Genomic DNA, 12,243 nt, shown 5'->3' with positions numbered 1-12,243 from the left:
ACCCGTCTTGCGCGAGATGCCGAATTCCCGGCACACATCGCTCATGCCTTCTCCGTCGAGAAGGCGAGCTACAAAACGAAGACGTTCCTCCATCACCGAACACCCTCTCCACGGCATCAACACCTCCGGCCAAAGCCAAAAGTGTTACCCATGTGTCCGGTACAAAACGTCACCTATGTCTCGGGTCGCTCACCAGGGTATTAGAAGCCCTGAAGCGCCGGGAGCGATAGGGAACCTGCGGCTTGTCGCGGCGTTCTCTCGGATGCTCAAACAAATCGCCTTCGCTGCCGTGCTGATCCAGGTCGCCGCCTTCTCGGCTCTCATAACCGAGACGGTTCTTTTCGCGTCGACAGCGACCCAGGCGGCCAACGTGCAATACAGCGAGCCCGCTGCGATCACCGAAGAAGAATGCGCCCAAGCGACGGGGCTGAATATTCCACGACAATGCCTCGAGGGCGTTGAGGCAACAGAATCGGTCACGACGATTGTTTTGACGACAAAGGAATAAAAGCCCCAATTGAAGCGGCGGCCCGATTGTGCTGATCTGCAATTGTGGTCGATGTTGCTGCGATGCATGCCGTACCTGATTGTCCGCTCGGCTGGCGTCATCGATCGCAACCCTCACCAAAGAGGAGCCGGCTAGCCGGTTATCGATGCCGGACCAAAGTCTTGGTCGCCGCAAGCAAAAGTCCTGCGTAACCGCTTTGGTTCTGTACTTGTCCATTGGACGTTCCTTAGTTTAGTAAAGTCGAATATGTATTACGTTGGGGGTGCGTCGCTGTGTTCATTGACTACTACGAAGTGCTGGAAGTTAGCCCAAACGCCAACTCCGAAACGCTGGAGCGGGTGTTTCGTTATTTTGCCATGCGTTACCATCCCGACAATCAGGACACGGGCAATGAGGCACGCTTCAGCGAAATCGTAGAGGCCCATAATACGTTGAAAGATCCGGTCAAACGCGCGCAGTATGACATCCAGTACAGGGAAAATGCGGGTCTGCGTCGCGAGCTGACCGAGGAAGCAGGCAACGCCAAAGGCATGGAGCGTGACGTCGTAATTCAAGCCAAGCTGCTCGCGCTGCTTTATGTAAAACGCAGACAAGACGTCAACAACCCTGGCATTGGAGATGTAGAACTCGAGCGGTTGTCAGGCTGCCCGCGGGAGCATCTTGAGTTTCATCTCTGGTATCTCAAGGCAAAGGGTTGGATAGCCAGGATCGAGAACGGAACGATCGCGATCACGGTAGAAGGCATTGATCGCGCCAATTCCGAACATCGTCGTGACCCTACGACCAAGCTCCTGAACCATACAGCTTCTTGACCCTCGCGCTCGCTTGTGGCCCAGCCGTCGCTTCGAAGCCAATCGGCTTCATGCGACCATCCAGTTGGGCAAGCCCACGCAACGCCAGGCCCTTGCTCAATCGGATTGCTGGGTACGCTCCGCGATGGCAAACGCCTGTAGGTTCTTGGCCTTGCCGATGTCCTGATCCGCATTTGCGATGATCGAAAAGAAGGCCGCTCTCGCTATGTCCTTCTTCGAGGCCTTGGGGTGCGCTTTCCGGGCTGCCTTGACAAGCTGCTTGGGAGACATGTCGGGCGTGACGATCCTCATGAGGGTATCGCCGATCGCGCTCATTTCACTTGCGTCCATGACGGGTGTCCTGTGCTGACCGTGAGGCAACAATAACAGGGACAATTCGCGACTGCCAAGATGGTTCTTGAAACGGAAAACCCCGCCGGCAGGGACCGGAGGGGTTAGTCCTGGGAGGACGCGCGGCGCGCTGCGTTCGTCGACCGCGCATTCCCCAGATATCGTCCGGTTGCGACACCGATGTGACACACCGGCGGTGCCTGTATCACCAGCCCGGGTCAGCAGCATAACTGGGGAGACCGGCATCAAGCCTTTGGAAAGGAGAAATGTGGTTTGTTCAGAAGCTGAAGCGCGGCTGCGCTGGCCGAAGGCAAGGCGATAGAGGCGGGCGAATGGATATCTTTGGCATCAAGGCGCTGTTGATTTCAGCGCTGATCTTCATTCCGTTCGAACATCTGTTCCACGAACGGCAGCAGAAGACCTTCCGCAAGGGCCTGGGTGTCGATCTGATTTATGTGATGTTCAATGGCTTCATCATAAAAATAGTCATCATTCTGATAGCAGCCAACGCCCTCGACGCCGCTGCAATCCTGGTCCCGCAATCGATGACCAACGCCATCGGCGGCCAGCCTGTCTGGCTGCAGGTCGCGGAAATCATCTTGATCACCGATATCGGCGTCTATTGGGCACACCGCGCCTTCCACAAAATCCCCGCGCTTTGGAGGTTCCACGCAGTCCACCACGGCATTGAGGAACTGGACTGGCTCGGCGCTTTCCACTCCCACCCGGTCGACGCAATCCTCACCAAGGCGATATCGCTGACACCGATCTTTTTCCTCGGCTTCTCCCAAGCCTCGATCGCCGTCTTTTCAGTTATCTACTTCTGGCACACGCTGCTTGTTCATTCGAACGTGAGGATTCCGTTCGGTCCCTTGAAGTGGCTGATCGCCGGCCCGCAGTTCCATCGTTGGCACCATGCCAACCAGCGCGAAGCCTATGACAAAAACTTCGCCGGGCAACTACCCTTCCTCGACGTGCTGTTCGGCACCTACAATGCCACTGGCAACAAGATGCCCGACAAGTACGGCGTCGATGATCCGATCCCCTCCAGCTATTTCGGTCAGGCCGGCTATCCGCTCGTGCCCCGCGGCAAGCTGCCGAAACCAGCAGTGCCAAGTACTGAGGCCTGACGGCCAATATCTATCGTGCACGGTGGCTGCTGCTCATGTCGCCTGATGGCAGCAGACGTTGCGTCGTGGGTTGGTTTTTGCGGATACCCGCAATAATTGTAGGTCCTCCGCGTCAGCCCGAGGTTTGCTAAAGCATGGACTATCACGACGACGACCTCAGGAAATTCGAAGCCCATGGCGCTGCGCCTCTGCCGGCCGCGAGCGGCGAAGGCCAGGTGGAAAACGAGGGCGCAAGGATCTGGTACGCGACGTTTGGGACCGGCTTTCCCGTGATCCTGTTGCATGGCGGCCTCGGTCATAGCGGCAATTGGGGATTTCAGGTTCCCGCACTGGTCAAGCAGGGTTACCAGGTCGTGGCGATCGACAGCCGCGGCCACGGGCGCAGCACCCGCGACGAGCGGCCGTACAAATACGAATTGATGGCTTCCGACGTCCTGGCTGTGATGAACACTCTGCAATTGAAGAAGGCGGCCGTGGCGGGTTGGAGCGATGGCGCATGCGTTGCGCTGATCCTCGGCATGAAAGCCGCCCACCGCATCGCGGGTGTGTTCTTCTTTGCCTGCAACATGGATCCGAGCGGCACGAAAGAATTCGTGCCGGGTCCGACTGTCGAGCGGTGTTTCAGCCGGCACGCCAGGGACTATGCCGAACTATCGGCGACGCCGGGCCAATTCGACGCCTTTGTCAAAGCCGTCGGCCTGATGATGAAGACCGAACCCAATTATTCCGCCGCCGACCTGGCCCGCACGCGCGTGCCCGTGGCGATCGTCCAAAGCGAGCACGACGAGTTCATCAAGGACGAGCATGCGAGCTATCTGGCCAGCAGCATACCGGCATCGGAATTGATCATATTGCCAGAGGTCAGCCATTTCGCACCGTTGCAACGACCTGAGCAGTTCAACAGCGTGCTGTTGGCCTTCCTCGGAAAAATTCATTCCTAAGGATCGGCTGCATTGCTCTTCCTGAAGCCGGAAGGCTTTTTTGCCTCGAATCGGCTAAGCCTCGAGGCATGAACGAGACCTCACTCTATGCGCCGGTGAAGCGGTTCCTCGAAAGTCTGGACTTCGTCGTGAAGGGGGAAATTGGCGGTTGCGACATCGTCGCGCTGCGCGAGGGTGAGCCGCCGGTCGTCGTCATCTGCGAATTGAAGCTGCAGTTCAATCTCGAACTGGTGCTGCAGGGCGTCGACCGCGCCGCCGCTTGCGACGAAGTCTGGCTGGCGGCGCGCATGTCAGCCCGGGGCAAGGGGCGCGAAAGCGACGCCCGGTTCCGCAATCTCTGCCGCCGGCTTGGCTTTGGCATGCTTGGCGTGACAGCCAATGACAAGGTCGAGGTGCTTGTCAGTCCCGCCGCGCCGGAGCCGCGTAGGAATTCACGACGGCGATCCCGCCTTGTCGACGAGCACACACGCCGCCGCGGCGATCCCGTGGCTGGCGGCGGATCGCGCAATCCGATCATGACCGCCTATCGCCAAAGCGCCCTCATTTGTGCCGCCGCGCTTGTCCACGGACCCAAACGACCACGCGATCTGAAGGTGTTGACGCCGATCGCGCCGAAGATTCTGCAGCACAATGTCTATGGCTGGTTCGCGCGCGTCGATCGCGGCCTCTACGAGCTCACGGATGCCGGCCGTGCCTCGCTGGTCCGCTGGCCACAGGCCTCGCACGACGAGGCGCGACACGAGATTTTGATTGCGCCGACCCCCTGAATGCGGCCGTTTGCCGAGCATGAAGCGCGCCGCTTGGTTGATTTATCAGACAAAATATGCAGCTTGTCCCGCCCATGAAGACACTCTGCATGATGGCCATGGCGTCCCTGACGCTGGCTTTCCCGGCCAGCGCAATGGACAACGCCTTGCGTGCCGGGCTGATGAAACTTGATCCGCAAACACGCCTCGAGCAGCGTTGCGATGCCGAGGTTCTCGATCGGATCACCCATGACGATCGTAAGTTCAAGGCCGACCGTGTCGTCGCTTATGCCTTCGCCACGCCGGAGATGAGCGCCGATGCGATCAGGAGCCCGGGTGCGGCGTTCCGCAGCAAGGGACAGTGGTACCGGCTGAAATTCAAATGCCAGACCGGGCCGGACCATATGGAGGTCCTGCAGCTGCGCTACCGGATCGGTGACGAAATTCCGGAAGCCGACTGGGCGAAGTACAATCTCTACGACTAGTTTTCGCGGGGGCTGCGTCGGCGTTGGCACGCGAGCCGGCGGTTGCTGAAGGTCCCCCCGCAATGTCCGCGTTATGAAAGTGGTTTTCCAGCGTCGACTGTCGCAGCGTCTTGACGCCAGCGGACCATGCCTTTAGGCCCGTTCGGATAATCGACGACGAACACTCGGCGAAGGGCTTCCAGGTCGATGGAAATATTTACCGCCGCGGGCATATCGGCTCTTCTTCAGGTCATCGCCATCGATCTTGCGCTTGCGGGCGACAATGCGATCGTCATCGGCCTCGCCGCGGCCGGCCTGCCGGCCAGCCAACGCAAGCAGGCCATTCTCGTCGGCATCGCGGCGGCCACCATTCTTCGCATTTTCTTCGCCTTGATCACGCAATGGCTGCTCACCATTGGCCCCATGCTGCTGATCGCCGGCGGCCTGCTGCTGCTGTGGGTCTGCTGGAAGATGTGGCGCGAATTGCGGATCAGCCACGAACAGGAGCGCGACGCGACCGAAGCGTTGTCGAATGGCGATTTCGACAAGGACGGCGTCATTGGCGGCAAGGGACCGCGCAAGAGCTTCTCGCAGGCCGCATGGCAAATCGTCATCGCCGACGTTTCGATGTCGCTCGACAATGTTCTGGCCGTGGCCGGCGCGGCCATGAACCATCCCACGGTGCTGATCATCGGATTGGCCCTGTCGATCGCCTTGATGGGCTTTGCCGCATCGTTTGTCGCGCGCCTGCTGCACAAATACCGCTGGATTGCCTATATCGGCCTGGCGATCATCCTCTATGTCGCGGTCAAGATGCTGCTTGACGGGGCCGTACAGCAATTGCCCGAGCATTTCGCTTTCCTGGCGCCTTGGTTCGGATCGGGAGGCCACTGAGCCACCCTGACGGTGCGGACCAGCCTGTCGGCCGGTTTGCTTGATTGCGGAAGCCATGCTATTTGCGCCCCGCGTATTGGCTCCTGCCACGCGCCACAGACCGACATTTACAGCGACTTGAGGCCGGACCAGCATTTCGGCCCGTGCCCCCATTGGAAACTTGCCTATGTCCGCCCCTCGCGTCAGTTTCGTCAGCCTTGGATGTCCGAAGGCGCTCGTGGATTCCGAGCGCATCATCACGCGCCTGCGCGCCGAAGGTTATGAGATCGCCCGCAAGCATGACGGCGCCGATCTCGTTGTGGTCAACACCTGCGGCTTCCTGGATTCCGCCCGCGACGAGTCGCTCAATGCGATCGGTTCGGCCCTTTCGGAAAACGGCAGGGTCATCGTCACCGGCTGCCTCGGCGCCGAGCCGGACGTGATCCGCGAGAAGCACCCCAATGTGCTGGCGATCACCGGGCCGCAGGCCTATGAGAGCGTGATGGCGGCGGTGCATGAGGCAGCCCCTCCTTCGCACGATCCCTATATCGACCTGCTGCCGCCGCAGGGCGTCAAGCTGACACCGCGCCACTATGCATATCTCAAGATTTCGGAAGGCTGCAACAACCGCTGCACCTTCTGCATCATTCCGGCGCTGCGTGGCGACCTCGTTTCGCGGCCGGCGGCCGACGTGCTGCGCGAGGCCGAGAAACTGGCCAAGGCCGGGGTCAAGGAGCTCCTCGTCATCTCGCAGGACACCAGCGCCTACGGCATCGACATCAAGTATCAGACGTCCATGTTCGGCGATCGCAAGGTACGCGCGAAATTTCTCGATCTCTCGGAGGAACTCGGCAAGCTCGGCATCTGGGTGCGCATGCACTACGTCTACCCCTACCCGCATGTCGCCGATGTCATCCCGCTGATGGCCGACGGCAAGATCCTTCCTTATCTCGACATCCCGTTCCAGCATGCCTCGCCACAGGTATTGAAGAACATGCGTCGGCCGGCGCACGGCGAAAAAACGCTGGAGCGTATCCGCGGCTGGCGCGAGGTCTGTCCGGATCTTGCCATCCGCTCGACCTTCATCGTCGGCTTCCCCGGTGAGACGGACGACGATTTCGAGATGCTGCTCGACTGGCTGGACGAGGCCAGGATCGATCGCGCCGGCTGCTTCAAATACGAGCCGGTCCGGGGCGCCCGCTCCAATGACCTCGGCCTCGAGCAGGTTCCGCAGGAGGTCAAGGAAGCACGCTGGCACCGCTTCATGCAGCGCCAGCAGAAGATTTCGGCGACGCAACTGACCAAAAAGGTCGGCAAGCGCCTGCCGGTGCTGATCGACGAAGCCAATGGCACGTCGGCAAAGGGCCGCACCAAATATGATGCGCCGGAGATCGACGGCTCGGTCCATATCCAGTCGCGCCGTCCGATGCGTGCCGGCGACATCGTCACAGTCAAGATCGAGCGCGCCGACGCTTATGACCTCTACGGTTCGGCTGTCTGAGCCTTTCGTCGGTTTTTCCGAGCATATGAAAAGGGCGCCTCGCGGGGCGCCCTCTCCATGTTCGCTGGGATCTTCCGCCTATTGCGGCAGCTTGTCGTCAACGCCCTTGACGTAGAAATTCATGCCGAGCAGCGTGCCGTCGTCGGCGACTTCACCGTCCTTCAGCCACGCCGAGCCGTCCTGTTTGGCGATCGGTCCGGTGAAGGGATTCCAGCCGCCGGCGATCTTCTTCTCGGTCGCCTCGGCCAACGCCTTCACGTCGTCGGGCATGTTGGTGTAGGGCGCGAGCTTCACCGCGCCGTCCTTGATGCCGAGCCAGACATTGTCCGGCTTCCAGGTGCCGTCGATGGCTGCCTGCACCCGGCTGATGTAGTACGGGCCCCATTCGTCGGTCAGTGAAGTCAACTGGGCATGCGGCGCGAACTTGATCATGTCGGAGGACTGGCCGAAGCCGTGCAGCTTGCGCTCCTCGGCCACCTGCAGGGCAGCGGTCGAATCGGTGTGCTGGACGATGATATCGGCGCCCTGGTCGAACAGCGCCTTGGCCGCGTCGGCTTCCTTGCCCGGATCGAACCACGAATTGACCCAGACGATCTTGGCCTTGAAGTTCGGATTGATCGACTGCGCGCCGAGCATGAAGGAGTTGATGCCCATCACCACTTCCGGGATCGGGAAGGAGACGATGTAGCCGGCAACGCCGGACTTCGATTCCTTTGCGGCGATCTGGCCGAGCACGTAGCGGCCTTCGTAGAAGCGTGCATTGTAGATGCCGAGATTGTCACCGGTCTTGTAGCCGGTGGCGTGCTCGAACATCACCTTGGGAAACTTCTTGGCGACCTTCACTTCGGCGTCCATGAAGCCGAAGGACGTGCCGAAGATCAGCTTACAGCCTTCGCGCGCCAGGCGCTCGAAGGCACGGTCGGCATCGGGCCCTTCGGAGACGTTCTCCAGATAGGCGGTCTCGACCTTGTCGCCGAGCGCCTTCTCGACCTCGAGGCGGCCCTGGTCGTGCTGGTAGGAATAGCCGAAATCGCCGATCGGGCCGGTGTAGACCCAGCAGGCTTTTAGCTTGTCGGCAGCCTCCGCTGACACCGCCAGCGACAATGCCGCTGTCGTCGTCATCAGGGCAATAAGCAGTTTTTTCATCGTGTTACCTCTCTGTGTTAAGCCTTGGAGCTTCCCGTCTTTTTGTTGTTGTCAACGATCCGGAACGAATGGCTGCCCCAGGGAGGCCGGCGTGTTCATCATCGTCAGACGCTTGTTGCGCGAGATTAGAACGAGAACCACGACGGTTGCCAGATAGGGCAGAGAAGAAAGCATCTGCGAAGGCACCGGAATGCCAAATGCCTGTGCATGAAGCTGGCCGATCCACACCGCGCCGAAGATGTAGGCGCCGGCCAGCACTCGCCACGGCCGCCACGACGCGAACACAACCAGCGCCAGCGCGATCCAGCCGCGGCCCGCGGTCATGTTCTCGACCCACTGCGGCGTATAGACCAGCGACAGATGGCCGCCGGCAAGACCGGCGCAGGCGCCACCGAAGATGACCGAGAGATAGCGGTAGCGGATGACATGGATACCAAGCGCATGCGCCGAAGCATGGCTGTCGCCGATCGAGCGCAGCGTCAGTCCGGTACGCGTCTTGAACAGGAACCACATAACGGCGGCTGTCAGTGCAATCGAAATGTAGAAGATCGGGTCCTGGCCGAACAGCAGCTTGCCGACCACCGGGATCTCGGTCACGCCCGGTATGTAAAGGTTAGGCAGCCGTTCACCTGGCTGGCCGACGAAGCTCGTCCCCATCATGCCGGAGAGACCAAGGCCGAGCAGCGTGAGCGACAGGCCGGTCGCCACCTGATTGGTAGCCAGCGACAGCGTCATGACGGCAAACAGCAGCGAGAACAGCGCCCCCATGGCGATTGCCGCCAGCAGGCCGATCCAGGGCGACCCGGTCAGATAGCCGGCGCCGAAGCCGCCGACCGCGCCCATGATCATCATGCCCTCGACGCCGAGATTGAGCACGCCGGAGCGCTCGACCACCAGTTCGCCGATCGCAGCGATCAAAAGCGGCGTCGCTGCCGTGGCGATGGTCAATAGGATGTTGACGGTAATGTCCATCAGCGGGCTTCCTTCAACTTCGGCGCGGCATCGAGCTTCGCAGCAGCTTCTTGTTTCGTCAGCGCCAGGCCGATGAGGCGGATGCGGTAGTGGATGAGCGTGTCGCAGCCGAGCACGAAGAACAGCAACATGCCCTGGAACACCCTCGCTACCTTGTCGGAGATGCCGAGCGCGCTTTGCACCGCCTCGCCACCGAGATAGGTCAGTGCCAGCACCAGGCCGGCGGCGATGATGCCGAGCGGATTAAGGCGGCCGAGGAACGCCACGATGATGGCGGTAAAGCCGTAGCCGGGCGAGATCACCGGCTGCAATTGCCCGATGGCGCCTGAGACTTCAGAGATGCCGGCAAGGCCGGCCAGCGCACCCGACAAAAGGAAGGCGAAGAACACCATGCGGCTGAGGCGGAAACCGGCGAACCGCCCTGCCCGCGGGCTTGAGCCCAGCACGCGGACCTCGAAGCCCTTGAGCATGCGGCTCATCAGGATCCAGATCAGCACGGCCGCAACCAGCGCGAACACAAACCCCCAGTTCGCGCGTCCGGCATCCGGCATCAGTTCCGGCAGCACGGCAGAGTCGCCGAACTGGATCGTCTGCGGGAAGCCGTGGCCCTGCGGATCGCGCCATGGGCCGCGCACCAGCCAGTCGAGGAAGAGCTGGGCGACATAGACCAGCATCAGGCTGGTCAGGATCTCGTTGGTGTTGAACCGGGTCTTGAGCAAGGCCGGGATTGCCGCATAGGCCGCTCCACCGACCATGCCGAGCAAAAGCATCAGCGGCAGCACCAGCGGCCCTTCGAATTGCGGAAACAGGACCGGAATGCCGGAGCCGAAGATGGCGCCGAAAATGAACTGGCCTTCGGCGCCGATGTTCCAGATGTTGGCCTTGTAACAGACCGACAGGCCGACCGCGATCAGGATCAATGGCGCGGCCTTGATTGCCAGCTCGTGCAGCTGCCAGACCTGGCTGATCGGTTCGATGAAGTAGATCCGGAAGGCGGTCAACGGATTGACGCCGAGCAGGGCGAACATGATGGCACCGGCGATGATCGTCAGCGCGAAGGCGATGAATGGCGACAGTGCCGAAAACAGCGGGGAGCGCTGCGGGCGTTTGACGAGTTCGAGGCGCATCATGCCGTCTCCAGAGTGTGTTCGGCGTGGCCAGGCTCGGCGCCGCCCATCAGCAAACCGACCTTCTCGAAGGTCGCCTCTGCGATCGGCATCGGCTTGGACAACTCGCCATTGTGCATCACCGCGATCGCATCTGATATCTCGAACAACTCGTCGAGATCCTGGCTGATCACCAGCACCGCCGATCCGCTGCGCGACAGCTCGATCAAGGCTTGGCGGATATGGGCGGCGGCACCCGCGTCGACGCCCCAGGTCGGCTGGTTGACCACCATGACGCTTGGCCGGCGGTCGAGTTCGCGACCGACGATGAATTTCTGCAGATTGCCGCCCGAAAGTGCGGCAGCTTCAGGATCCGGTGCGCTCTTGCGCACGTCCATTGCCTCGATGATGCGTTGGGAGGCAGCGTAGATGGCGCCGCTCTTGACCATGCCGCCGGTTCCGACAAAGGCCTTGCCGTCGGTGGCATGGCGCGACAAAAGCAGGTTTTCCGAAAGCTTCATGCGTGGTGCCGCACCGTGGCCGAGGCGTTCTTCCGGCACGAAGGCCGCACCCAGCAGGCGCCGTCCGGTGATGGTGAGGCTGCCTGCGTTCTTGCCGCGGATGCGCACCGAGGCGGCATCCTGCTGCAACACTTCGCCGGAGACGGATTCGAAGAACTCGCCTTGACCGTTGCCGGCGACACCGGCAATACCGATCACCTCGCCGGCGCGGACATTGAGGCTGATGTTCTTGAGCGGAATGGAGAACGGCGTCGCCGGCTTGCGGCTGAGGCCGCGGATTTCGAGCAGCGGCTGCGCGGTTTCGATCCCCTCGACCGGCGCACGCACCACGGCCTGCACTTCATTGCCGACCATCATGCGGGCGAGCGAGGCGGCTGTCTCTTCGCGCGGGTTGCAGTGGCCGACCACCTTGCCGTGCCGCAACACGGTGGCGCGGTCGCAGATGCGTTTGACCTCTTCGAGCCGGTGCGAAATGTAGAGGATCGATTTGCCTTCCGAGCGCAGCCGCTCCAGCGTCTCGAACAGCTTGTCGGCCTCCTGCGGCGTCAGCACCGAGGTCGGTTCGTCCAGGATGATCAACTGCGGCGTCTGCAGCAGGCAGCGGATGATCTCGATGCGCTGGCGCTCGCCGACCGACAGGTCGCCGACCAGCGATTCCGGATCGAGCGGCAGGCCGTAGCTGTAGGAGAGCGCCCTCGCCTTCGCGGCGATGCTGCTGATCGGCGAGCCGTCATCCAAGGACAGGGCGATGTTCTCGGCCGCGGTCAGCGCCTCGAAAAGCGAAAAATGCTGGAACACCATGCCGATGCCAAGCTTCTTCGCCGCGCCCGGGCTGGTGATCCGGACCGCCTGGCCGTTCCAGAAAATCTCGCCGGAATTGGGCTCCAGCGAGCCGAACAGCATCTTGACCAGCGTCGACTTGCCAGCGCCGTTCTCGCCGAGCAGCGCGTGGATTTCACCTCTGGCGATGTTTAGGTCGATATGATCGCACGCCGTAAGCGTGCCGAATATCTTGGTCAGGCCACGAACCTCAAGCAGGTTCGACCCATCATGATTTGCACTCACAGTGCCTCCCATCCGGATTGCCGGACATGTTCTGTGTTCCCGCAAGCATCGTATGCGCGGCCAGCTCTTGTGCGAAAGCAGCACCCGACTTGAAAGAGCTTCAAGAATTTCAGCGGAAACTCAAGGGC

At 61.2% G+C, this 12,243-nt stretch carries 14 protein-coding genes; 8 read left to right on the top strand and 6 right to left on the bottom strand.

Going from position 1 to position 12,243, the window contains the following annotated elements:
* Positions 1 to 117 (bottom strand): helix-turn-helix domain-containing protein (locus tag JT360_RS33525; RefSeq protein WP_250888687.1); only part of this gene is annotated, 117 nt, incomplete at its 3' end.
* A 145-nt stretch (positions 118 to 262) separates the two neighbouring features.
* Here JT360_RS33525 and JT360_RS08975 point away from each other — a divergent pair.
* The gene (locus JT360_RS08975) at positions 263 to 508 is read left to right on the top strand and encodes a hypothetical protein (RefSeq protein ID WP_214471160.1); all 246 of its coding nucleotides are present in this window, start codon (positions 263 to 265) and stop codon (positions 506 to 508) included.
* A 272-nt stretch (positions 509 to 780) separates the two neighbouring features.
* A complete protein-coding gene (locus JT360_RS08970) occupies positions 781 to 1,320 on the top strand; it encodes a J domain-containing protein (RefSeq protein WP_214471159.1) in 540 nt (179 codons plus the stop codon).
* A gap of 96 nt (positions 1,321 to 1,416) precedes the next feature.
* On the opposite strand, the gene JT360_RS08965 is transcribed toward JT360_RS08970, so the two are convergent.
* The gene (locus JT360_RS08965) at positions 1,417 to 1,650 is read right to left on the bottom strand and encodes a hypothetical protein (RefSeq protein WP_214471158.1); all 234 of its coding nucleotides are present in this window, start codon (positions 1,648 to 1,650) and stop codon (positions 1,417 to 1,419) included.
* Between the two features lie 332 nt (positions 1,651 to 1,982).
* Here JT360_RS08965 and JT360_RS08960 point away from each other — a divergent pair, with 332 nt between their 5' ends.
* The 6 genes from JT360_RS08960 (at position 1,983) to rimO (ending at position 7,305) form a co-directional block, all read left to right on the top strand.
* Positions 1,983 to 2,780 carry a sterol desaturase family protein gene (locus tag JT360_RS08960; RefSeq protein WP_214471157.1) on the top strand — a complete coding sequence of 266 codons (798 nt, stop codon included), beginning with the start codon at positions 1,983 to 1,985 and terminating at the stop codon, positions 2,778 to 2,780.
* Positions 2,781 to 2,914: 134 nt separating this feature from the next.
* A complete protein-coding gene (locus JT360_RS08955) occupies positions 2,915 to 3,721 on the top strand; it encodes an alpha/beta fold hydrolase (protein ID WP_214471156.1) in 807 nt (268 codons plus the stop codon).
* Between the two features lie 68 nt (positions 3,722 to 3,789).
* Complete coding sequence (locus tag JT360_RS08950; protein WP_214471155.1) at positions 3,790 to 4,488, top strand: DUF2161 domain-containing phosphodiesterase; 699 nt, start codon at positions 3,790 to 3,792, stop codon at positions 4,486 to 4,488.
* 56 nt (positions 4,489 to 4,544) lie between these two features.
* Positions 4,545 to 4,952, top strand: a complete 408-nt coding sequence (locus tag JT360_RS08945; RefSeq protein WP_214471154.1) for a DUF930 domain-containing protein — start codon at positions 4,545 to 4,547, stop codon at positions 4,950 to 4,952.
* 186 nt (positions 4,953 to 5,138) lie between these two features.
* Positions 5,139 to 5,825 carry a TerC family protein gene (locus JT360_RS08940; RefSeq protein WP_214471153.1) on the top strand — a complete coding sequence of 229 codons (687 nt, stop codon included), beginning with the start codon at positions 5,139 to 5,141 and terminating at the stop codon, positions 5,823 to 5,825.
* Between the two features lie 166 nt (positions 5,826 to 5,991).
* The gene (gene rimO, locus JT360_RS08935) at positions 5,992 to 7,305 is read left to right on the top strand and encodes a 30S ribosomal protein S12 methylthiotransferase RimO (RefSeq protein WP_214471152.1); all 1,314 of its coding nucleotides are present in this window, start codon (positions 5,992 to 5,994) and stop codon (positions 7,303 to 7,305) included.
* Positions 7,306 to 7,383: 78 nt separating this feature from the next.
* On the opposite strand, the gene JT360_RS08930 is transcribed toward rimO, so the two are convergent.
* Genes JT360_RS08930 through JT360_RS08915 form a run of 4 tightly spaced genes read right to left on the bottom strand, consistent with a single transcriptional unit; the run spans position 7,384 to position 12,127 of the window.
* Positions 7,384 to 8,451: a BMP family ABC transporter substrate-binding protein gene (locus tag JT360_RS08930; RefSeq protein WP_214471151.1), complete on the bottom strand. Its 1,068-nt coding sequence runs from the start codon at positions 8,449 to 8,451 to the stop codon at positions 7,384 to 7,386.
* Between the two features lie 51 nt (positions 8,452 to 8,502).
* Positions 8,503 to 9,423 carry an ABC transporter permease gene (locus JT360_RS08925; protein ID WP_214471150.1) on the bottom strand — a complete coding sequence of 307 codons (921 nt, stop codon included), beginning with the start codon at positions 9,421 to 9,423 and terminating at the stop codon, positions 8,503 to 8,505.
* On the bottom strand, positions 9,423 to 10,553 hold the full coding sequence (locus tag JT360_RS08920) for an ABC transporter permease (protein WP_214471149.1): 1,131 nt from the start codon (positions 10,551 to 10,553) through the stop codon (positions 9,423 to 9,425). The genes JT360_RS08925 and JT360_RS08920 overlap by 1 nt, the downstream gene beginning before the upstream one ends.
* Positions 10,550 to 12,127: an ABC transporter ATP-binding protein gene (locus tag JT360_RS08915; RefSeq protein WP_214471148.1), complete on the bottom strand. Its 1,578-nt coding sequence runs from the start codon at positions 12,125 to 12,127 to the stop codon at positions 10,550 to 10,552. Before JT360_RS08915 ends, JT360_RS08920 begins: the two co-directional genes overlap by 4 nt.
* Positions 12,128 to 12,243: the final 116 nt, after the last annotated feature.

The sequence above is a fragment of the Mesorhizobium sp. dw_380 genome, assembly GCF_018588885.1.
In the GTDB taxonomy this organism is placed as follows: domain Bacteria; phylum Pseudomonadota; class Alphaproteobacteria; order Rhizobiales; family Rhizobiaceae; genus Mesorhizobium.
The sequence above is the reverse complement of the archived record's forward strand: the minus strand, read 5'-3'. Positions and strand labels throughout refer to the sequence as shown.

What these genes read in the sequence shown, in the direction of transcription:
- JT360_RS08975 (WP_214471160.1), top strand. Translation starts at nt 263, where the DNA reads ATGCTCAAACAAATCGCCTTCGCTGCCGTGCTGATCCAGGTCGCCGCC.
- JT360_RS08965 (WP_214471158.1), bottom strand. Translation starts at nt 1,650, where the DNA reads ATGGACGCAAGTGAAATGAGCGCGATCGGCGATACCCTCATGAGGATC.
- JT360_RS08960 (WP_214471157.1), top strand. Translation starts at nt 1,983, where the DNA reads ATGGATATCTTTGGCATCAAGGCGCTGTTGATTTCAGCGCTGATCTTC.
- JT360_RS08955 (WP_214471156.1), top strand. Translation starts at nt 2,915, where the DNA reads ATGGACTATCACGACGACGACCTCAGGAAATTCGAAGCCCATGGCGCT.
- JT360_RS08950 (WP_214471155.1), top strand. Translation starts at nt 3,790, where the DNA reads ATGAACGAGACCTCACTCTATGCGCCGGTGAAGCGGTTCCTCGAAAGT.
- JT360_RS08945 (WP_214471154.1), top strand. Translation starts at nt 4,545, where the DNA reads ATGCAGCTTGTCCCGCCCATGAAGACACTCTGCATGATGGCCATGGCG.
- JT360_RS08940 (WP_214471153.1), top strand. Translation starts at nt 5,139, where the DNA reads ATGGAAATATTTACCGCCGCGGGCATATCGGCTCTTCTTCAGGTCATC.
- rimO (WP_214471152.1), top strand. Translation starts at nt 5,992, where the DNA reads ATGTCCGCCCCTCGCGTCAGTTTCGTCAGCCTTGGATGTCCGAAGGCG.
- JT360_RS08930 (WP_214471151.1), bottom strand. Translation starts at nt 8,451, where the DNA reads ATGAAAAAACTGCTTATTGCCCTGATGACGACGACAGCGGCATTGTCG.
- JT360_RS08925 (WP_214471150.1), bottom strand. Translation starts at nt 9,423, where the DNA reads ATGGACATTACCGTCAACATCCTATTGACCATCGCCACGGCAGCGACG.
- JT360_RS08920 (WP_214471149.1), bottom strand. Translation starts at nt 10,553, where the DNA reads ATGATGCGCCTCGAACTCGTCAAACGCCCGCAGCGCTCCCCGCTGTTT.
- JT360_RS08915 (WP_214471148.1), bottom strand. Translation starts at nt 12,127, where the DNA reads ATGGGAGGCACTGTGAGTGCAAATCATGATGGGTCGAACCTGCTTGAG.